The organism is Saccharopolyspora sp. NPDC002578 (assembly GCF_053592695.1).
This window is the reverse complement of record NZ_JBSFWJ010000026.1, coordinates 54,648-74,973: the sequence shown is the minus strand read 5'-3', so window position 1 is coordinate 74,973 and position 20,326 is coordinate 54,648. Positions and strand designations below refer to the sequence as shown.

The 20,326-nt window shown below is 72.6% G+C and carries 15 protein-coding genes and 1 pseudogene; 10 read left to right on the top strand and 6 right to left on the bottom strand.

Features of this window, described 5'->3' with window-relative positions:
* The 6 genes from ACWD38_RS15050 to ACWD38_RS15025 all read left to right on the top strand — a co-directional run.
* Positions 1-266, top strand: a 266-nt coding sequence (locus ACWD38_RS15050) for a hypothetical protein (RefSeq protein WP_450124256.1), incomplete at its 5' end; no start/stop codon positions are given.
* A 105-nt stretch (positions 267-371) separates the two neighbouring features.
* The gene (locus tag ACWD38_RS15045; RefSeq protein WP_450124257.1) at positions 372-1,880 is read left to right on the top strand and encodes a TIGR02677 family protein; all 1,509 of its coding nucleotides are present in this window, start codon (positions 372-374) and stop codon (positions 1,878-1,880) included.
* Positions 1,877-3,106, top strand: coding sequence for a TIGR02678 family protein (locus ACWD38_RS15040; RefSeq protein WP_450124255.1), 1,230 nt, complete (start codon positions 1,877-1,879; stop codon positions 3,104-3,106). The genes ACWD38_RS15045 and ACWD38_RS15040 overlap by 4 nt, the downstream gene beginning before the upstream one ends.
* Positions 3,103-7,170, top strand: a complete 4,068-nt coding sequence (locus tag ACWD38_RS15035) for a TIGR02680 family protein (RefSeq protein ID WP_450124254.1) — start codon at positions 3,103-3,105, stop codon at positions 7,168-7,170. Before ACWD38_RS15040 ends, ACWD38_RS15035 begins: the two co-directional genes overlap by 4 nt.
* Entirely contained in the window at positions 7,160-8,374 is a 1,215-nt protein-coding gene (locus ACWD38_RS15030; RefSeq protein ID WP_184476493.1) for a TIGR02679 family protein, read from the top strand. Before ACWD38_RS15035 ends, ACWD38_RS15030 begins: the two co-directional genes overlap by 11 nt.
* A 517-nt stretch (positions 8,375-8,891) precedes the next feature.
* Positions 8,892-9,713 carry an oxidoreductase gene (locus ACWD38_RS15025; RefSeq protein WP_450124253.1) on the top strand — a complete coding sequence of 274 codons (822 nt, stop codon included), beginning with the start codon at positions 8,892-8,894 and terminating at the stop codon, positions 9,711-9,713.
* Between the two features lie 36 nt (positions 9,714-9,749).
* Here ACWD38_RS15025 and ACWD38_RS15020 read toward each other — a convergent pair whose 3' ends face one another.
* Together ACWD38_RS15020 and ACWD38_RS15015 are read right to left on the bottom strand one after the other, a co-directional pair.
* The gene (locus ACWD38_RS15020) at positions 9,750-10,424 is read right to left on the bottom strand and encodes a DUF5134 domain-containing protein (protein ID WP_184476497.1); all 675 of its coding nucleotides are present in this window, start codon (positions 10,422-10,424) and stop codon (positions 9,750-9,752) included.
* A gap of 2 nt (positions 10,425-10,426) precedes the next feature.
* Positions 10,427-11,806, bottom strand: coding sequence for a PepSY-associated TM helix domain-containing protein (locus tag ACWD38_RS15015; protein ID WP_184476499.1), 1,380 nt, complete (start codon positions 11,804-11,806; stop codon positions 10,427-10,429).
* Positions 11,807-12,075: 269 nt separating this feature from the next.
* Between ACWD38_RS15015 and ACWD38_RS15010 the strand changes: the two genes are divergently transcribed.
* Positions 12,076-14,016 carry a cytochrome c oxidase assembly protein gene (locus ACWD38_RS15010; protein ID WP_450124252.1) on the top strand — a complete coding sequence of 647 codons (1,941 nt, stop codon included), beginning with the start codon at positions 12,076-12,078 and terminating at the stop codon, positions 14,014-14,016.
* A gap of 162 nt (positions 14,017-14,178) precedes the next feature.
* On the opposite strand, the gene ACWD38_RS15005 is transcribed toward ACWD38_RS15010, so the two are convergent.
* Both ACWD38_RS15005 and ACWD38_RS15000 read right to left on the bottom strand, forming a co-directional pair.
* Complete coding sequence (locus tag ACWD38_RS15005) at positions 14,179-14,382, bottom strand: DUF397 domain-containing protein (protein WP_184476503.1); 204 nt, start codon at positions 14,380-14,382, stop codon at positions 14,179-14,181.
* Positions 14,383-14,385: 3 nt separating this feature from the next.
* Positions 14,386-15,234 (bottom strand): helix-turn-helix domain-containing protein, encoded by an 849-nt coding sequence (locus tag ACWD38_RS15000; protein ID WP_450124251.1) that lies wholly within the window; start codon positions 15,232-15,234, stop codon positions 14,386-14,388.
* Between the two features lie 130 nt (positions 15,235-15,364).
* Here ACWD38_RS15000 and ACWD38_RS14995 point away from each other — a divergent pair.
* Together ACWD38_RS14995 and ACWD38_RS14990 are read left to right on the top strand one after the other, a co-directional pair.
* A pseudogene (locus tag ACWD38_RS14995) lies at positions 15,365-15,526 on the top strand (zinc finger protein); the annotation flags it as partial.
* A 68-nt stretch (positions 15,527-15,594) separates the two neighbouring features.
* A complete protein-coding gene (locus ACWD38_RS14990; protein ID WP_450124258.1) occupies positions 15,595-15,921 on the top strand; it encodes a hypothetical protein in 327 nt (108 codons plus the stop codon).
* 203 nt (positions 15,922-16,124) lie between these two features.
* On the opposite strand, the gene ACWD38_RS14985 is transcribed toward ACWD38_RS14990, so the two are convergent.
* Entirely contained in the window at positions 16,125-18,467 is a 2,343-nt protein-coding gene (locus tag ACWD38_RS14985; protein ID WP_450124250.1) for a heavy metal translocating P-type ATPase, read from the bottom strand.
* A gap of 215 nt (positions 18,468-18,682) precedes the next feature.
* Entirely contained in the window at positions 18,683-19,633 is a 951-nt protein-coding gene (locus ACWD38_RS14980) for an RsmB/NOP family class I SAM-dependent RNA methyltransferase (protein WP_184476514.1), read from the bottom strand.
* Between the two features lie 222 nt (positions 19,634-19,855).
* Between ACWD38_RS14980 and ACWD38_RS14975 the strand changes: the two genes are divergently transcribed.
* Positions 19,856-20,320: a DUF3995 domain-containing protein gene (locus tag ACWD38_RS14975; protein WP_450124249.1), complete on the top strand. Its 465-nt coding sequence runs from the start codon at positions 19,856-19,858 to the stop codon at positions 20,318-20,320.
* Positions 20,321-20,326 lie beyond the last annotated feature (6 nt).

Here is a 20,326-nt window from a genome sequence, read left to right as displayed (position 1 = left end):
TCGTCTTCTCGCTGCGGGATCTTTTTCCCAAGTGGCTCCGCCACGAGGGAAAAAGCTGTCCTCGCGAGAAGACGACTGAGAACCCGCCGGTGGTCGGCTTGCTCTGGTGGTCACTGCTCAGCGGCTTCGCCGCTGACAAGACGGTGGTCGGAAGGGCATGTCGTGCTGATGCCTTTGCGGGCTCCCTGCGTCCCCCGGTGGTGGGGTGGGGTCACTCGGATTTTCCGTCGAGTCCGTTCTCGTTCGGCGGGACGAACTGCGTGTAGCCGTCGGATACCCGTTCGCCTGACAGCGTTGGTCCTCTACCGTGGGATGGTGGTTCCCGGACGGGGAGGAGGCCGTGGGTGGCGACGCAGCGGGTCCCGCCGGACATGTTCCGCTTCGCGGTCGGCGCTCAGGCCGAGGCGCACTCCGCGATCCTCCACGCGTTCGGCGAGGCCAACGAAGACCTGTGCACGGCGCTCGGCATCGACGACGTCCGGAGCCGGTTGCGCGCAGCGGACTGGTTCGACGCGCTCACCGACGAAGACCTGGCGGAACGGCTGAAGAAGCTCGCCGAATGGGGACTGCTCGACGTCGTCCAGAACCACGCGGAGAACTACCGCACCGCCACCGAGTACGAGCGGCGGAACCTGCACTACACGCTGACGAAGGCGGGTGAGGCCGCCTGCGCGGGAGTGCGCCACGCGCTCGCGGTGCTCAACGAGGCGGGGGCGTTGCAGACCGCGGTGCTCGACGCGCTCGCCGACCGGCTCACCGAGCTCGCCGGGCTGCTCGACGACCCCGCCACGGCGGATCGGCGGCTGTTCAGCGCGGTGCAGGAAGTGGAAGGGCGCCTGGAGGCCCTGCGCACCGGCGCCACCGGCTTCAACGGGGAACTGCAACGCCTGCTGCGCGCCGACGGCGCCGACCTGGACACCTTCCACGAGGTGAAGGCCGCGACCGTGGCCTACCTGCAGGAGTTCGTGACGAACCTGGACCAGCGGACCCACGCGGTCGTCGCCGCGTTGGGCAGGGTCGAGGAGCACGGCATCGACGAGCTGCACCGCCGCGCGTTGAGCGGCGCCGACCTGCCGCCCACCGCGGGCGAGCACGCGGCGCAGGAGTGGCTGCGGCACCGGCGGTCGCGCTGGGACGGCCTGCGCTCCTGGTTCCGCCCCGCCGACGGCAGCATGCCGCGCATCGACCAGCTGCACGCCGTGGCCCGGCGGGCGATCGTGGCGCTGCTGCAGGTGCTGGACCGGATCACCGAGGCGCGCCGCCACTCCTCCGGTGCCGCCGCCGACTTCCGGGAGCTCGCGCGGTGGTTCGCCACCGCCGACCGCGACGAGGACCTGCACCGGTTGTGGTCGGCGGCGTTCGGGCTCGGTTCCGCGCGCCACGCCCACCTCGCGCACGAGGACCCGGAACTCGTCGCGCCGTCCACGCCGTGGGCGCAGGCGCCGCGGGTGCGGGTGTCGGCCCTGCTGCGCAGCAACGGCCGCACCGAGAAGTTCGCCCGCACCGGGAAGGTGCGGGACACCTCGGCGGTCGCCGCGCTGCGCGCGAGCCGGGCCAGGCAGGAACGCGCGGAGCTGGAAGCGGCCTGGCGGCGCCTCGCCACCGGCGGCGAGGTCCGGTTGTCCTCGTTCGGCGAGCTGGAACCGGGTGTGTTCGACCGGCTGCTGGACCTGCTGGGGCGAGCGCTGGCCACCCGCGAGGACAGCACCGGGCTGCGCCGGGCCTGCACGGGCGACGGGCAGGTGGAGATCGTGCTGCGCGACCCCGGCGACGCGCGGTCCGCGCGGCTGCGCACGTCGCGGGGGACGCTGCGCGGCGCGGACTACCTGGTGGACGTGCGGCTGCTCACCGACTCCCCGGACGCGGAGGCGGCGGGATGAGCAACCTGGCGAACCAGCTGGTCATCGCGGAACGCACCGACCTCGCGCGCGGCATCAAGCTGCTGCTGGCGCACCCGCTGATCAGGGCGGACACCGATCCGGACGGCTTCGACCTGGTGCGCCGCCGCAAGGACACGCTCACCGGCTGGTTCGACTACCACTGCGGCTGGGCGTTGGCCGTGGAGCCGCGGCTCGGCTACGCGCGGCTGGCGAAGGTGCGTTCCGATCCCGATGCGTCCCGCCCCGCCCGGCGCGACCGCAGCAGCAGGGCACCGTTCGACCGGCGCCGCTACACGCTGTTCTGCGTGGCTGCGGCGGAACTGCTGGGCGGGCCCGCGACGACGATCGGGCTGCTGGCGGACCGGATCGTGCAGGCCACCGCGGCCGACCCGGTGCTGACCGCGTTCGACGCGGCGATGCGCTCGGAGCGGATGGCCTTTGTGGACGTGCTGCGCGCGTTGGAGTCCTTCGGGGTGCTCGAATCGATCGACGGCAGCACGGAGAGCTTCGTGGACTCAGCCGAGGCGAAGGTGCTCTACCGGGTCGATGCCACGCTGCTGATGCGGTTGCTGTCCGCGCCGAACGGGCCGTCGCAGCCGTCCGAGCGGGAGCAGGGCGCGGACCCGGACGAGGCGATCAGCGCGCTGGTCGCCGAATCCCGCTACGGCAACGCCGAGCAGGGCGCCACCGAGGTGCAATGCAACCTGTGGCTGCGGCATTCGGTGCTGCGCAAGCTGTTCGACGATCCGGTGGTGTATTGGGCGGATCTGACCGAGGCCCAGCGCGCCTACGCGACCTCGCAGGCGGGCCGCCAGATCATGCGGAAAGCCGCGGAGCAGGGCGGATTCGTGCTGGAGGAGCGCGCCGAGGGCGTGCTGCTGGTCGACCCGGAAGCGATGGCCACGGACGCGAAGTTCCCGGACGACGCGAACAACGCGAAGGTGGCGGCGCTGCACCTGCTGGACGCGCTGGGGACCTCGCGCTCCGGGCGCACCGCCGAACAGCTGCGCGGGGACGCCGAATCGGTGCTGGACCGCTCGCCCGGCGCCGCGCGCACCTACCGCTACTCGGACGGGCCGTCGCGGCTGGTCAACGACGCCGTCGCCGTGCTCGTCGATTTCGGCCTGGCCCGGCGGGACGGGGAGCGGATCGTCGCGCTGCCCGCCGCCGCCCGCTACGCGGTCGTGTCCGGTTTTCCCGACTCCGCTGGAGGAAACCCGTCGTGACGGTCTCCGAACCCGCCGCGCCCGCGTCGTCCGACGGGGCGCGCGCGACCTCCCGGTGGCGGCCGTCGCGGGCGGGCATCCTCAACGTCTGGCGCTACTACGACGAGGTCTTCGAGTTCCACAGAGGACGGTTGCTGCTGCGCGGGCCGAACGGCACCGGCAAGTCCAAGGCCCTCGAACTGCTGCTGCCGTTCCTGTTCGACGCGAACCTGCGCGCGAACCGCCTGTCCACCTTCGGCAGCGCCGAACGCACCATGCACTGGAACCTGATGGGCGAGGGCGCGAACGGCGTGACCCGCGTCGGCTACGTGTGGCTGGAATTCCAGGCGGGGGCCGACGAGTGGTTCAGCTGCGGGGCCCGGTTGCAGGCCAGCAGGCACACCACGACGGTGCACGCCGACTACTTCACCACCCGCCGCCGGATCGGCGTCGACGGCGGCGTCGCGCTGGTCAACGACAGCGGGCAGCCGCTGACGAAGACGGCGCTCACCGAGGCGCTGGGCGCCGACGGCACGGTGCACCCGACGGCCGCGGACCACCGCGAAGCCGTGCGCGCCGCGTTGTTCCCGGACCTCAGCGAGCAGCGCTTCGAAGCGCTGATCACCGCGTTGTTGCAGCTGCGCACGCCGAAGCTCTCCGAACGGCTCGACCCGAACCTGCTGTCCACCTTGCTGTCGCGGGCGTTGCCGCCGCTGGGCCGCACCGAGATCGCCGAACTCGCCGAAGGCTTCGAACGGCTCGACCAGCAGCGCGAACACCTCACCAGGCTGGACGCGGAGGTGCGGGCCGCGGAGGCCGTCGCCGACCGGCAGCGCACCTACGCGCAGCGGGTGCTGCGCGCGACGGCGGCCGAGGTCCTGTCCGCGACCGCCGAACTGGAACGGCTCTCCGCCGCGGCGAAGGACAGCGCGGACCTGCACGAACAGGCCGTGGCCGAGCGGGAGGCGGCCGAGGCGGGGAAAGCCGGGCTCGCGCAGGACGTCGAACGCACCCAGGCCCGCATCGACGGGCTGGCCGACGGCGAGCGGTACCGGCAGGGCGGGGAAACGGATCGGCTGCACACCGACGCGACGACCGCGGGCCGGTTCGCGGCGGGACTGCGCGAGCAGGCCGAGCGGCGCGCCGAGCAGGCCGCGCGGGACGCGGAGCGCGCCGAGCAGGCCGAGCAGCGCGCCACCTCGGCGTCCGCGGCGGCGCAGCGCGCCGAGCACGACGCCCGCCGGCACGCCGAGCGGGTCGGCCTGGCCGGGGCGTTCCAGGAGGTCGCGGGCACCGAGGACCGGCAGCGCACCCGGCGGCTGCTGCGCGCCGCCGTGCGCAGCAGGCACGACCTGATCGCCGAGGTCCGCGCCGAACTCGACCGGCACGACGCGGCGCTCGCCGCCCGCACCGGCGCGGAGCACGAACTGGAGCAGGCAAGGGCCGACCTCGCCGCCGCCACCGACCGGCGCACCGCCGCCGCCGAAGCGCACGACACCGCCGTGCGGCACCAGGACGAGCTGGTCCGGGCGTGGGCGGCGCGGCTGGCGGAGCTCCCCGTCCCCGACGTCGACGAGGTCGCCGCGCACGCCGACTCCCGCGCCGCGCTGCTCGACCAACTCCGCCCCGGCCACCTCGCCGCCGCCGACGAGCTTGCGCAGCGGCACGCCGCCGAGGTCGCGCGGCGCCAGGAACGCCGGGACCGGCACGCTGAACTCACGGCGCAGCGCGAGAAGCTGCGGGAGCACTCCGACCTGCCGCGCCCCGAGCCCGCGGCGCGCACCGCCGACCGGACCGGGCGGCCCGGTGCGCCGCTGTGGCGGCTCGTGGCGTTCCGCAACGGCGTCGCGCCCGGCGTGCAGGCGAAGGTGGAGGCCGCGTTGCAGGCCGCCGGGCTGCTCGACGCTTGGGTGAGCCCGGAGGGCGTGCTCGACGTGGACGGGCACGACACGTTCCTCGACCCCGCGCGGCTGCACCCGGTGGACGGGACGTCGCTCGTAGAGGTGCTGCGGCCCGAATCCGCCGGACCGGTGGACCGCGACCGGATCTGGTCGGTGCTGCACGGGATCGGCTACGGCGCGGAGCGGTTCGATACCGGGCCCGACGCCGGCGGCAGGCATCGCGGGCCGGAAGCGGACCCGGTCGTGGCCGTCGCGCCGGACGGCCGGTGGCGGATCGCCGGTCTCGCGGGCAGCGCGGACAAGGCCGAAGCCGCCCACCTCGGCGCCGCCGCGCGGGATCGCGCCCGGCGCCGCCGCATCGCGGAGCTCGACCGGTCCATCGGCGAGCTCGACGGCGAACTCGCCGAGCTCGACACCGGCGTCGACGCCCTCACCCGGCGCCGGGACGCCCTGCACGCCGAGTGGAACGCCGTGCCCGACGACGCGGCGGTGCAGGAGACCCGGCGGGCCGCGGACGTCGCCGAAGCCGAGGTAGCCGCCCGCGACGACGCCGTGAGCAGCAGGGTCGCGCGGGTCTCCGAGACGGCGGAAACCGCGCGGCTGAGCGGGAACCGGCTCGCGGGTCTCGCCGCCGAACGCGGACTGCCCGCCGACCGGCCCGCGCTGGAGGAACTGGACACCCGCGTGGAGGGGTTCACCGACTCCGCCGCGGCGTGGCTCGACGCCCGCTTCGAAGCCGACAACGATCGCCGGGCCGCCGACACCGCAGCTGACGTGGCGAAACGGGCCGAGGACGGCGCGGCGCAACGCCGGTCCGAAGCCGCCGAGGCCGAACTCACCGCGCTGCGGCTCACCGAACGCGCCGACGCGGTGCGCGGCGCGCTCGACACCGGCCACCAGCAGGCCCTCGACGAGGTGGCCCGGCTGCGCGCGCACCTGCTGGAGCTCCACAGGCAGCACGAGCAGGTGTCCGAGCGGCTCGTCGAGATCGCCGGGCGCATCGGCTCGCTCAGCACCCGCAGCGCCGCCGTCGCCGACCGCCGGGACGCCGCGCTCGCCGCCCGCGACGCCGCCGCCGAACGACTCCGGAGCCGGGCCGCCGCCGGTTTCGCCGACGACGCGGGCATCGACCTGGAACTGTCCACAACGGACGGCCGCACCGCCGCCCTGGCGGCGGCCAGCGAGATCGCCGACACCTGGGCGAAGACGCCGCACGGCACCAAGAACCTCGCCGACGCGCTCGGCAGGCTCAACGAGGCCGTCTACGACAGCCGTCAGGTCCTCGCCGAACGCGCCGACCTGGAACTGGAACCCGACGACGACGTGCAGGTCTTCGCCGCGACCCTCGACGGCGTCCGGCTCGGCGCGACCGGGCTGCGAGACGCGCTGCGCGCCGAACGGGACCGGGCCCGCGACGACATCACCGGCGCCGAACACGACCTGTTCGACCAGACCCTCACCGGCGACACCCGCAGGCACCTCGCCGCCCGCATCCGCCAAGCCGGGGAACTCGTCGACACCATGAACACCCGGCTCAAGCGGGTGCGCACCGCCTCGAAGGTCGCCGTGCAGCTGGTGTGGGAGGTCGACCCGAACCTGCCCGCGGGCACCCAGAACGCGCGGGAACTGCTGCTCACCGACCCGGCCCGGCTCACCGACGCGGACAAGGACGCGCTGCACGACTTCTTCCGGGACCGCATCGCCGAAGCCAAGCAGGACAACGCCGCAGCCAGCTGGGAAGGCCAGCTCGCGCAGGTCTTCGACTACACCGCCTGGCACCGGTTCGGCGTGAAGATCGACCGGGCGAACGGGGAGGGCTGGCAGCTGCTGACGAAGCGGCTGCACGGCGCGCTCTCCGGCGGGGAGAAGGCCATCGCGCTGCACCTGCCGCTGTTCGCCGCCGTCGCCGCGCACTACCAGGCGGTGCCTGCCGCGCCCCGGTTCATCCTGCTCGACGAGGTGTTCGTGGGGGTGGACGCGACCAACCGCGGGCAGGTGTTCGACCTGCTCACCGCGCTCGACCTGGATCTGGTGCTGACCAGCGACCACGAGTGGTGCACCTACCGGGAACTCGACGGCATCGCGATCCACCAGCTCATCACCGGCGACGGTGACGACGCGGTCACCACCGCCCGCTTCGTCTGGGACGGCCGGGCGCTCGCGGAGCAACGCGGTGCTTCCTGACGGTCTGCGCCGAGCCGAGTTCGCACCGCTGTGGGAGGCGGTGCACGACCGGCTCAGCTCCGGCCGCCCGGTGAACCGGGTGCGGGTCGGGCCGCTGGACCGCGCCCAGCGGGAAGCGCTGGCGAGCCTGCTGGGCCTGGACCGGCTGCCGCCGGACCACGTCGCGGTGTCGCTGCCGCGCCTGGACGTGGCGCTCGGGCAGATCTGCGGGATGGACGCCCGCGGCATCGTCGAAGAACTGATCGGGCCGCTGGAGAACCGGGCGCGGCAACGGCAACGACTCCAGCAGCAGCGCGCGGCGCTGTGGGAATGGCTCGCCGAGCACCCGGTCGTGGCCGCGCAGCCCGCGCTGCGGGACTGGGCCGAGCAGGTGCGCAGGGGCGGGGTGTTCGGCGGATCGCCCGCCGCCACCGGAGAACTGCTCGACGCGGCGCTGCACGTGCTGTCCCGCTTGCCCGCGGCGGGGACACCGCTGCCCGCGTTCGCCGGGGACGTGCTGGGCGACCCGCGCGCCCTGGACCCCGGCAGGCGGGTGTCCGGGCTGGTGCTGCGCGCGCTGGCCGAGGTCTACGGCGTCGCGCTGCCCGCCAGCGCCGAGCAGCGCCGCGACCTGTGGCGGCGAGCCGGGATCGGTGAGCACGCACTGTCCACTGTGGTGCTCACCGCCGGGGTGCAGCCCGTCGGCGGGCGGCTGTGCGGCGAGATCATGCGCTCCTGCACCGATTCCGGGCACGCCGCGGTGCTGACCCTGGCCCAGCTGCGGGACGCGGGGCGGATCGTGCTCGGCGTGCCCGAGGTGTGGGTGGTGGAGAACCCGAACGTGCTGTCGCTCGCGCTGCGCCGGTACGGCCGCACCTGCCCGCCGATGGTGTGCACCTCGGGATGGCCGAACAGCGCCGGAATCCTGCTGCTGCGGCTGCTGTCCGCCGCGGGCGCGACGTTGCGCTACCACGGCGATTTCGACGGCGAAGGCGTGCGCATCGCGGCTTACGTGCTGGCGAAGGCGGGGGCGGTGCCGTGGCGGATGAGCGCGCACGACTACCTGGCCGCGCTGGACCGGTACCCCTCCGGGCCCGGAGTCGGACGCGTCACCGAGGCGCCGTGGGACGCGGCGCTGGGCGCGGCGTTGCGGGAGAACCGGATCGCGGTCCCGCAAGAACGCCTGGCCGACGAACTACTAGACGAAGCAGCTTGGCGCTGTTGAGGTTGTCGGCTCGTTTTGCTTGGGTGGTCGGGTGGCGGAACCTCAGGCGGTCTGTCGCTGCGGGATCTTTTTCCCAAGTGGCTCCGCCACGAGGGAAAAAGCTGTCCTCGCGACAGACCGCCTGAGAACCCGCGGGTGAGGACTTCTCGACGTGGGCTATGTGCTTCGCACATACAGGCACGGCCTTCGGCCGCAAAGCAGGCTTGCTTCGCAGCCCCAGGCGCGTGCAGGTGTGTGTGGGTTCGGCTGCTTGGGGCGTGGCTTCGTTGTTGGGTGTGCGTGCTCGGGCTTGGTTCGCGGGGTGGTGTTGTTCCGGGGTGTGGCGGGTCCTCCCTGGTGGGGAGCCGGGGTTCTACGTTCGGGAGTGCGTCGGGTTGCCCGGTTCGGTCCGGTTGCTGCGGGTCGTGTCGGCTCCGTCGCTGTTCGCGGGTGGTCGTGCTGCTCGGATCGTTGCGGGGGCGGATCGGCAGCCGCGCCTCTTTCGTCCACATCGGACTACTCGGATCGAGGAATCGTCATGTCGGTTTGGTTCATCACCGGGATTTCCCGTGGTCTCGGCCGGGCGTTGGCCGAGGCCGCGTTGCGCCGGGGGCACATCGTCGTCGGCACCACTCGCAGCGGGGAGAGCGACCTCGCCGCCGCGGACGGTGCGCTGCGCACCGTGGCGCTCGACGTCGGCGTCCCCGAGCACGCCGCCGCTGCCGTCGCCGCGGCGCACGAGTTCGCGGGGCGCATCGACGTCGTCGTGAACAACGCGGGCTACGGCCTGCTCGGCGCCATCGAGGAGACGTCACCCGCCGAGGCGGAGCACGTGTTCGACGTGAACTTCTTCGGCGCGCTGGGCGTCGTACGGGCGGCGCTGCCGGTGCTGCGCGCACAGCGCTCCGGGCACATCGTCAACATCTCCTCCATCGCCGCGTTCGCGCCCGGCGCCGGATCGGGGTTGTACGCGGCGGCGAAAGCCGCGCTCGGCGGCATGTCCGAAGCGCTGGAGCAGGAGGTCGCACCGCTGGGCATCAAGGTCACCGCCGTCGAACCCGGCCAGTTCCGCACCGACTTCCTCTCCGGGCACTCGCGGCGCAACACCGCCACCGCCATCGACGACTACGCGGCGACCAGCGGGTCCGTCACGGCTCTGGAGGGCAAGGACGGCAAGCAGTTCGGCGACCCGGCCCGCGCCGCCGAAGTGATCCTCGACGCCGTCGCCGACCCGGAGCCGCCGATGCACCTGGTGCTCGGGGCGGACGCGCTCGACCGCACCCGCGCCAACGCGGATCGGCTGCTCGGCGACCTGCGGCGGTGGGAAGCGGCCTCCGCCGCTACGGCCTTCCCGGCCTGACGCCGGGGCGCGGAGGTCGCCGCGCACCGGCCCGGCTCAGAGCATCGCGAAGAGCATGGCGCCCATGCCGATGCTCATCGCGCCGTGGCAGGCCGAGTCGAGTGCGCGGCGGGTCGCGTCCGGGTCGGCGGGGGTGCCGGTGGTGTCCGCGGCGTTGAGGGCGTGGCGGGCCGTGTCCACCGCGGTGGAGATCCAGGCCATCGAGGACAGCACCAGGAACGCCGCGAGCACCGCGGAGATCGCGACGACCGCGCCCGGAGTGGTGTCGGCGGCGGCCGGGGCCGCGAGCACGCCGGCACCTCCGCCAGTGCCCATCGAGTGGTGGTGGTGACCGCCGCCGGAATCGGAGGCGCCGAGCATCAGCAGCGGCATCGTCGCGACCATCCACACCATCGCCGCCGACATCACCGCGTGGTGCGTGTGCGCCAACCGGGGCGAGCCGTAGCCGTGCGCGCACGGCGTGCGCAGCGCCGTCAGCGCCACGAACCACAGCGTGGTCGCCGCGAACAGCACGATCTGCGGGGCGGCGGGCACGCTCATGCCCCACGGCCACACCATCGCGATCATCAGCAGGCTCATCACCAGGTGGCTCACCGAGCTCAACCGATCGCTCGGCAGCAGCGCCGGGCGAGTGGCGCTGTACGCGCACCACGCCGCCGCCACCGCGAACAGCACCGTCAGGACCCAGCTCAGCAGCAGCGATTCGACCACGATCAGACTCCGGTGCTCCGCCGGGCACGCTGTCCCAGCACGATGTCGACGACGAGGAACAGCAGCAGCGACGCCCCCAGCAGGGGCAGGAAGTAGGCGACGAACGCGGCTCCGACGATGATCGGCGCCATGATCCGGCCGGGGACGCGCCGCCACGCGCCGCGCTCCGGTGGCCTGCCGGTCCGGGCCTCGCCGCGGGTGGGCCTGCGCAGCCACCACATCCGGTAGCCCCAGAAGATCATCGACAGCAGCCCGAGCATCAGCGCCGCCAGCAGCAGCTGGTTCACCAACCCGAACAGCAGGCCCATGTGCGCGTCGATGCCCCACCGGGACAGCTTCGCCATCAGCGGGTAGTCCGCCCACCGGACGGTCTCGGTGATGACGCCGGTGGCCGGGTCGACGGCCACCTGGTCCTGCTTCGTCGGCCAGCTCCGCTGTTGCTGCTGCACGGTGTAGGCGGAACCGGCCTCGGGCGGCTTGATCTCCACCGGACCGTCCAGGCCCGCCGCGAGCGCCGCCTGGTGCACCCGGTCGATGCCGACGTCGGACGCGGGAGCGGACGGCAGCTCGGCCGTCACCGCCGGGGTCTCCCAGGCCAGCTGCTCGCGCACCGCCGTGACGTTCTCCCCGGCGTGCACCGACCAGGTCAGGCCCGTCGCGGACAGGAACAGCAGCCCGAGCGCCGCCCACAGGCCCACCGCGCCGTGCCACGACAGCACCCGCCTGCGACCGGCCGGGCGGAACTCCGGAGCCAGCAGCAGGCGGGCTCGCCGGTTCCGGCGCCTGCGCCCGATCCACAGCACGACCCCGCCGAGCACGACCACCCACAGCCAGCTGGCGGCGAGCTCGCTGTAGAGCCGCCCGGTGTCGCCGAGGTGCAGCCCGCGGTGCAGGTTGTCGATCCAGGCGCGCAGCGGCAGCGCCTGCCCCGATCCGTAGGTGACCAGGTCACCGCGCACCTGCGCGGTGTGCGGGTCGATGAACACGGTGCGCTGGTAGCTCTCCGGCAGGTCCGGCGCCGCGAAGATCACTTGCGTGGTGTCGGTGGGCGTCGCGCCCGGCCGCACGGCCTGCAACCGCTCGCCGGGCCGGACGTCCTGCGCGACGGCGACCTGCTCGGCCAGCGGTGCCGTGGTCGCCGCCGCCGGGACGTGCAGCTCGTGCGCGTAGACGGCCTGCTCCAGCTGCGGCGTGAAGACGTAGACGAGGCCCGTCAGCGCGGCGATCACCAGGAACGGGGCGATGAACACCCCGGCGTAGAAGTGCAGCCGCAGCACCAGCGGCCGCAGCACGGCCCAGGTGGAGGGCGTCCGTTCCGGCGTGGCCTGCTCGGACGCTTCCGGCGGAGAGGACTGCGCCGCGAGTCCTGGATCCGTCACCATCGTCACTCCTGCTGGTTCGCCGCTGCGGTCGTCTCACTGGTCGTCTGATCATCGGTGCTGGTTCCCGCTGTGACATCCCCCTCCACGATGTGGGATCGAATGGCCCAACCGCGCTCGTCCCCTCGGCCGCGGCGCGGCGTCCGGTGCGGGTGAGGTCACACGGGACGGCTGGAACTTCCGGCCGAACCGGCACGACCAGTCCGGGTGCGGGCAGCGGCCCGCCACCGGCGCGGGCCGCCGGTGCGGTGACAGTCGTGTGAGGACCAGCAGTGCCGGAACCGAGTTCGCAGCGCCCCCAGCCAGGACCGTGGGTCGCGGGCCTGAGCATCGCGGTGCTGGTCACCGCGGCCGTCGTCGCGATCGTCGGAGACGGCGCCCACACCCCGCTCGGACTGTCCGACCCCGGAACCGCGGTGCGCTTCGGCACCGGTCTGGTGCGGTTGGTGGCCGACGGCGCCGCGGCGATCTGCTTGGGAGCGCTGGTGTTCGCGGCCCTGTTCACCTCGCCGCGCGAGTCCGGTGGCATCGCTTCGGACGGTTTCGCCGCGGTCCGCGCGGGCGGTTCGGCCGCGTGGGTGTGGGCCGCGGCCGCTGCGGCGATGGTCCCGTTCGAGATGGCCGACGCCACCGGCCAGCCGCTGAGCCGGGTGCTGGCCCCGGAGGCGTTCACCGGTCTGCTCGGCGCCTTGTACGAGCCGAAGGCCTGGCTGATCACGCTGCTCGTCGCGGTGTTCGTGGCGACCAGCGCGCGGATGACGCTGCGGTGGCGCCCGACGCTCGGCTTGGCCGTGCTCGCCGCATTCGGCCTGCTGCCGCCCGCAGTGGTGGGGCATTCGGCGTCCAACGGCGGCCACGACTTCGCCACCAACGCGATCGTGCTGCACGTGGTGGCGGCAGCGCTGTGGCTCGGCGTGCTCGTCGCCGTCACCGCGCACCTGCGCAGGGGAGGCGCGCACCAGGAGCGGGTGCTGGCGCGGTATCGCGCGCTGGCCGGGGTGTGCTGGGTGGTGCTGGCCGCCTCGGGCCTGGTGGACGCGCTGGTGCTGATGCCCCTCGGCGACCTCGGGCGCACCGTGTTCGGGACGTTGGTGCTGGCGAAGGTCGTGCTGCTGCTGGTCCTCGGCGGCTGCGGGGCGTGGCTGCGGCGGCGAGCGACGGCGCCGGCGGCGCTGCTCGGCGCCGAACTGGTGATCATGCTGGTGTCCGTCGGGGTGTCGATGGGCATGGCGCACACCCCGCCGCCGAACCTGCTGGACCGCACGGCGAGCACCTCGGAAGTGGTCCTCGGCTACGACCTGCCCGGCCCGCCGAGCCTGCTCGGATTCCTGACCACGTGGCGCTTCGACCTCATCCTGGGGACCGCGGTCGTCGTGCTCGCGGCGCTGTACCTGGCGGGCGTGCGCCGGTTGCGGCGCCGTGGTGACGCGTGGCCCGCCGGGCGCACCGCCGCGTGGCTGTGCGGCTGCGCCACGGTGCTGGTCGCGACGTCGTCCGGGCTCGGCGTCTACTCGTCCGGCGTGTTCAGCGTGCACATGCTCGTGCACATGGTGCTGAACATGCTCGCTCCGGTGCTGCTGGTGCTCGGCGGGCCGATCACGTTGGCGCTGCGCGCCCTGCCGCCCGCCGGGAAGGGAAATCCTTACGGGGCCAGGGAAGTGCTGCTCACCGCGGTGCACTCCCCGCCGGCGCGGTTCCTCGCGCACCCGGCGATCGCGACGGTGCTGTTCGTGAGCTCGTTCTACGCGCTCTACTTCACCCCGCTGTTCGAGAGCGCGATGTCCGAGCACTGGGCGCACGAGCTGATGAACGTCCACTTCGTCCTCATCGGCTACCTGTACTACTGGACGGTCATCGGGGTCGATCCGGCGCCGAAACCGCTGCCGCACCTGGCCCGGCTCGGCATGGTGTTCGCGGTGATGCCGTTCCACGCGTTCTTCGGCGTGATCGTGATGAGCATGGACGCCGTGGTCGCCGAGAACTTCTACCGCACCCTCGACCTGCCGTGGGCCCAGGACCTGCTCGCCGACCAGTTCCTCGGCGGCGGCATCGCCTGGGCGGCGGGGGAGGCGCCGCTGGTCGTGGTGCTGATCGCGCTGCTCACCCAGTGGTACCGCCACGACATGCGCGCCGCCCGCCGCGCCGACCGCTCCGGCGACGAGGAACTCGCCGCCTACAACGCGATGCTCGCGAAGCTCGCCGACCGCCGCTGAAGCATCGCGATCCGAGTGAACGGACCGTTCGTCCAAGGGGATTGGGCGAACGGTCCGTTCACTTCAACCGGGCCCGCGCTCGCGGGTCGAGTCGCGCCGATGCGGAGTGAGTGAACGGACCGTTGGTCCAACGGGATTGGGCAGACGGTCCGTTCACTCCGGTCAGGTGTGCGGGTGGTCGAGGTGGCCGGTGCGGAGGTGGGTGAGGAAGCCGGTCCAGGCGGTGCGGGTGAAGGTTAATGTTCCGGCGTCTCGGTCCTTCGTGTCGCGGACTGCTGCGATGCCGGGCGCTCCACCGACTTCGACGCAGGCTCCTCGGGGTGCCGATCTCGTGCTCGTACGCCATCCACTGATCTCGGGTGCCATCGCTCAACCTCCCAGCTCGGTTCGAATCGCTGCAATGAAGTTCAGCGAATCACCCTCGCTCAGTGCAATGGCTTGCAACTGTTCAACGGCGTCTGCATGGGCCGAGATGTCGCGAGGGCCGTTGAGGAAGACCAAGCTGTTGTAGTGATCGATCTGGACTATCGGATCTGCTTTCGGGAAGTGCAGCAGGATGAACTGCCCCGCGTGTGCGGCGTGGAAGGTCTGCGAGCCGGACGGAATGACTTGAACGGCGACGTTCGGATGCGTGGCCGCTTCCACCTCGATGTGCTTCAACTGCGCGGCCATCGCTGCCGGGCCTCCGAGCGGCTCGCGCAATGCCGCTTCGCCGATCAGTGCGGTGAACTCGGGTGCTCCGTCCTTGGTCAGAACCGTCCGTCGTTCCATTCGGGTCAGGATGCGCGCTCGGATCTGGTCGTCGGGCAACTGCGCCATCGACGCGTGCATGTAGTCCGGTGTTTGGAGCAGCCCGGGAATCAACAGGGGAGCGACCTCGGTGATCCGGGTAGCGGTGCTCTCGAACTCGACGAGTGACGCGAGTTCCTTCTGCACTCCGGGAATGCCCGAACTGACCCAGCTTCGCGAGTCCGTGTTGCGCGCCTGCTCGAGGATTCGTTCGTACTCGTCGCCGGTGACGCCCAGCGCGGTGAGGAAGCTGGCGACGTGCTCGGAGGCCGGAACGCTGGTGCCCGTTTCCCAGCGGCTGAGCTGCGTCTTGGCCGCAGCAAGCCGCTCAGCGAGCGCGCGGAGGCTCAGCCCGGCTCGTTTTCGCGCATCACGAAGCTCCGCGCCCAACGCACGAGCTGCGGGTGTGTTCGCTGCTCCAGTTGCCATGTGCGCCGATCTTAGGGCGCCGCTTGCCTCCGCCTTGCTGATCACCCGAACGAGGAATGGAAGTGTCCCTGTGTCCAAAGATATGTTCACAGGGACATCGAAGATCCAATCGTGAAGTCGCTGCTGGACTGTGTGCAGCCTTCGCGCGGCGATTTCCGCTAGGAGGTGTGCGTTGCCGTATCCGTTTCGTTGGTTTCCGGCGCGGGGTGAGCGTCATGCGAGCGTGGATTCCGCTCCGCGGCTGGGGTTTCGCGCCGGCACGGAGGTGACGGCCTTGTGCGGGGCGGAAGTCTCCGCCGCCGAAGGCGATGAGGCCTGGCTGGCACAACGCCGTCCTCCCGTTGCCGGAGGTGTGGCCGCATGGACGGTGAACGCGGCGGTTGGGTCTGCGGCGTCGCCGAGTCCGCTTGGCACCGGCTGGTCGGTTATCGAGGCTGGTGCAGGTTTCGCGCACCCGTCGCGGGGTGCGGGCACGTCGTGCTCGGGCCGGTCCACCGCAGCGTGCGGGTTCCGGTGTCGTGCGGCGGGCGGTGGATCTGTCCGGCGTGTTCGCCGCTGGGGATGGTGGCCGCGGCCGACCCGCCGTCGAGTCCGGTGACCATCACCGGTCGCCACGCGATCTTCGTCCAGGAGCGGGTGGATCGCGCTCCGCTCGCGGAGCCGCTGCCGCGCATCGCGGCGGCGTGAGTCCACGACGCTCCACGTGACCTCGGCTCGGGAAGGCCGACCGGCTCCGCGGCCTTCCCTCCTCGGTCCGGCGCTGCGACCTCCCTCCCCCTCGCGGCATCGGACCGGGCGGCCGGGCGGTGTGCATCACGACCCCGACCAGCGCACTGCCCGGCCGCGCCCATCCGAAGCGGTCGAGCCGGGGCGGACTCGATCGCTCAAGGTCATTGACCGTTCAGGTCAGTGTCCTGAGCGGACAGTCCGGTGAAGCGGCGGAGGCGGAGGCTGTTGGAGACGACGAAGAACGAGGACAGGGCCATCGTGGCTCCGGCGATCAGCGGGTTGAGCAGGCCGAGGGCGGCGAGCGGGAGCGCGGCGAGGTTGTAGCCGAAGGCCCACAGGAGATTGCCGCGGATCGTGCGCAGCGTCGCGCGGGCGAGCCGGATCGCGTCGGGGGCGACGGTGAGGTCGTCCCGAACCAAGATCAAGTCGGCGCTGTCGATCGCGATGTCCGTGCCGGTCGCCACCGCCAGGCCGAGATCGGCCGTGGCCAGCGCGGGCGCGTCGTTCACGCCGTCGCCGATCATCGCCACCGCGCGGCCCTCCGCTCGCAGGGTGCGCACCACCTCGGCCTTCTCGTCCGGCAGCACCTCGGAGATCACCCGCTCGATGCCCACTTCGGCCGCCACGGCCCGGCCGGTGGTGGCGTTGTCACCGGTCAGCAGCACCGTGCGGAGGCCGAGCCGGTGCAGCTCGGCGATCGCCCGCGCCGCCGACGGCTTCACCGCGTCGGCCAGCGCGAACACCGCCAGCGCCCGGCCGTCCTCGCCGGCGAGCACCGCCGTGCGGCCCTGCGCCTCCCACTGCTCGCGCAGCCGATCCAGCTCGTCCGGGACCGTCCAGCCCTCGTCGTCGAACAGCGCGCGACGACCGATGAGGACCTGCCTGTCCTCCACCGAGCCGGATGCCCCGAGACCTGGTCGGGCGGCGAACGAGCGGACCTCGGGGCCGGGGGACGAGTCCTCCGGCGTCTGCGGGTCGTCTTCGGCGGCCCGCGGTTCGGAAGGCTCGGTGAGCGCGGCCCGGTCGTCGGCGGCGAGAGCGGCGATGGCTGCGGCCACCGCGTGCTCCGAAGCCTCCTCGACCGCACCCGCCCGGCGCAGCACCGCCGAGCGGTCCGCCTCGGCCGCGACGTGCAGGTCCACCACCGACATGCGGCCATCGGTGACCGTGCCCGTCTTGTCCAGCACCACCGTGTCGACCGCGCGGGTCGATTCCAGCGCCTGGTAGCCCTTGATGAAGATGCCGAGCGTGGCGCCGCGTCCGGAGGCGACCATCAGCGCGGTCGGCGTGGCCAGGCCGAGCGCGCACGGGCAGGCGATCACCAGCACGGCCAGCGCCGCGGTGAACGCGCGGTCCGGGGAGCCGGTCAGCAGCAACCAGGCCAGCAGCGTCAGCGCGGAACCCGCCAGCACGGCGGGGACGAAGTACGCGGAGATCCGGTCGGCCAGCCGCTGCACGGCCGCTTTGCCGGACTGCGCCTCGGAAACCAGCCGCAGCATCGCCCCGAGCCGGGTGTCCGCCCCGACCGCGGTCGCCCGCACGACGAGCCTGCCGTTGAGCGCGACCGTGCCGCCGATGACCGCGTCGCCTCCGGTCACTTCGACCGGGGTCGACTCGCCCGTCATCGAGCTGCGATCGAGCGCGCCGCCGCCCTCCTCGACGACGCCGTCCGTGGCGATGGTGCCGCCGGGGCGCACCAGGAACCGTTGTCCCGCCCGGAGATCCGCCGCCGGGATCTCGTGCCGGGAGCCGTCGTCGTGCAGCACCGTCACGGACTTGGCGCGCAGCGCCGCCAGCGCGTTCAGGGCGTCCCCGGCCTGCCGCTGGGCGCGCGCCTCGAAGTAGCGGCCGGCGAGCACGAAGGCGGTGACGCCCGCCGCGACCTCCAGGTACAGCGCGCCCTGCGGGTTCAGCAGCAGCGACCAGCCCGATTCACCGACCAGGTCGGGCTGGAAGAACATCGCGTACAGCGACCAGCCCACCGCCGCCGTGATGCCCAACGAGACCAGGGTGTCCATCGAGGACGCGCCACGGCGGGCGCCGCGCAGCGCGGCCCGGTGGAACGGCCACGCGGCCCAGCCCGCGACGGGCACCGTCAGCGCGATCAGCAGCCACTGCCAGCCGGGGAAGCGCGCTTGCGGCAGCACGATGAACAGCAGCGACAAGTCGCACAGCGGCACGAACAAGCCCACCGCCACCAGCATCCGGCGCCACAGGTCGCGCATCCGGTCCGTCGGAGTGCCTGCCGGCTCCTCCTCGGCGGGTGGCGATTCCGGCCGGACCGGTTCCGCGTCGTAGCCCGCGCCGCGCACCGTGCGCACCAGCAGGTCCACGTCCTGCTCGGCGGAGAACTCCACGTCGGCGACGCCGGTCGCGTAGTTCACCCCGGCCCGCACGCCGTCGAGCCTGTTGAGCTTGCGTTCCACCCGCACCGCGCAGGCGGCGCAGGTCATACCGCTCACGGACAGCTCGACGCGGCGAGCTTCGGCAACCGTCGGGGACATCGGACACCCTCTCGCGAATTCGGCGACCCGCGTTCAGGTCACCCGTGCACACAGTCGGTCGAGCCCGCGGAGCGGTTCCCGCGCCTCGGTGTGAGGTGGGGAACGTGCGGGCCGAGCGCGCCGGAGCCTCGGCAGGACGGGCCGGGCGCTGCTTCCATGATTACGGGGTCGAACTGGCGTTCGCCATCACACGATCGATCGGGGGACCTGGTGTATCAGGAGGCGGCCTTGGTCACCTTGGCGACGAAGAAGCCCTCGAACACGTCGGACGGCATCACCCGCACCGCGTGCTTGAGGCGCTTGTCGAACTTCGCGCCGCGCCAGGAGTTCAGCCCCGGCAGGAACTCCTCCTCGCTGAACCCCAGCGGTTCCACCGCGAGGTCGGAGTGCCGCTGCAGGACCTTGTTCACCGGGAACTCGTCCTCCTCCGGGCTGAGCGTGCAGGTCGAGTAGACCAGCGTCCCGCCCGGCTTGAGCAGCTTGTACGCGGCGTCGCACATCTTCGCCTGGAGGAACTTGTACTTCTCGATCCGCTCCTCCGACCAGTACCGCAGCGCGTCGGACTTGCGCAGGTTCACCCGGCCCTCGCCGGAGCACTGCACGTCCAGCAGGATGCGGTCGAAGCGCTCCGCGGGCACCGACTTGTCGATGTACTGCGCGTTGTGCGTGGTCAGCTCCGCGTACCGCACGCCGTAGAGCTCGGCGAGCTCGGCGAGCTTGCGGGCGCGCGGCGGCGCCGAGTCGTTGAGCCACAACTCGCAGTCGTTGCCCACGCGCGCCGCGATGTGGAAGGCCTTGCCGCCCGGCGCGGAGGCGATGTCGAGCACCGCGTCACCGGGCTGCGCGTCCAGCGCCACCGGCGGGATCAGGCTCGCCGCGTTCTGCAGGTACACCCGGCCCTCGTGCGCCAGCGGCAGGATGTCGTCGAAACCGTCGTTGTCCGGCCAGAGGAACGCGTGCTCGCACCAGTCCACCGGGATGAGGCCGGGGGCCTTGTCCCGCACGAACTCGACGGTCTCGCGGTAGCGCTCGTCGTCGAGCAGCCGGTTGACCCGGATCGAGGTGGGCCGGGCGCCGCGGAAGACGGATTCGACCTCGTCCGGGCGGATTCCGAGCACCTCGGACATCCGCTTCTCGAACGTGCGGGTCTTGCGCTGGCTGCTCACGGCCACTGCTCCTGTCGGGTCGAACTCCTCCGGCACCCCGCAGCCTGGCACGGCGGTCTCGCGCGCGGCGCCCTCGGCCCAACCTACCGGTGCCGGAACAGCGCTGACCTGCCACTCCTCGCCCGTGACACGGTCTCGACGCGAGTCGTTCACCCCCGAGCGGGAGCCGGCTCCCTCCCGGGAGGGAGGTCGCGGCGCCGCGCGAACCGCGATTCTTCCCGCATGACGGTGGAAACGAGGACGCGGACGTTGGGAGCCGTCGCCGCGCGCGGTGCGGCGGCGTGGTCGGTGGCCTTCGGGCTCGTGCACGTGTACTGGCTGGTGGGCGGTGAGGTGGGGCTGCCGCCGGGCACGTCGCTGGCGTCGAACCTGCCGCTGCTGATCATCGACGTGGTGGCGATCCCGCTGTGCGCGCTGGCGGCGCTGGTGGCGCTGGCGCCGACCCGGCCGTGGGGGAGCCGGGTGCCGAGGTGGTTGCTGAACACCGCGATCTGCGGGGTCGCGGTGCTGCTGCTGGTGCACGCGATGCCGTCGGTCGTCGACTGGGTGCTGCTCGCGTCCGGGCGGCTGGCGGTGGTGGACCTGGACCCGATGGAGCGGTTCGTGACGTTGCTCTACGAACCGGTTTTCCTGGCCGGTGGGTTGCTGTTCGGACTCACCGGGCTCGGATGCCTCCGCGGCCGGTGAGGATCG